Source organism: Motilimonas pumila, assembly GCF_003596335.1.
GTDB lineage: Bacteria > Pseudomonadota > Gammaproteobacteria > Enterobacterales > CBDFNC01 > Motilimonas > Motilimonas pumila.
The window spans coordinates 1-529 of the sequence record NZ_QZCH01000176.1 but is presented as its reverse complement, the minus strand read 5'-3'; the positions used below and the strand labels follow the sequence as shown (position 1 = coordinate 529).

Sequence of the window (529 nt, the reverse complement as noted above, 5' to 3'; positions counted from 1 at the left end):
GAAATTCATTAGATCAGAATGAGCGATGCGCGTCTACTCATTGTTTTTATTGGAAATTATGAGGGGATTCGTGAGAGGAAGGTGTTATCTTCTTCAAGGCGCTTTATCTTAAACTCTAGCAGGCTTATTTTGGCCTGGTCTGGCGTCATCGGCATGGCGCTCGATAGGTTGCCATTTTGCTTTTCTTTAAGTTGCCTTGCTCATTTATCGACGCTTGAGATATCTGACCCTAATGACTCAGCAACCTCATGAACTGAGCGACCGTTAACGATTACTTCTTTAGTGAGTTCTAGTCGGAATTCTGGTGAATAGGTTGGTCTTGTACGTTTTGACATATTGATACCTGTTTAGTTATGGTAACCTTATCACCTCTAATCAGGTGGCCAAAATAGTTGTACCACTACTAGGGTGTAGATTCAGCACAAATGAGCTGTTTTCAAGGTAGGGTTATGACAGGCGTTGTTGATCAAATAGTTTTCAGTGCGACAAAGGCTCATGCTGTTCACATTTCAGACCGCTGATTTTCTTT

At 41.8% G+C, this 529-nt stretch carries 1 protein-coding gene; it reads right to left on the bottom strand.

Annotated elements, in window-relative coordinates; genetic code table 11:
- Window positions 1-200: 200 nt before the first annotated feature.
- Window positions 201-335: a transposase gene (locus tag D1Z90_RS21110; protein WP_119912686.1), complete on the bottom strand. Its 135-nt coding sequence runs from the start codon at window positions 333-335 to the stop codon at window positions 201-203.
- Window positions 336-529: the final 194 nt, after the last annotated feature.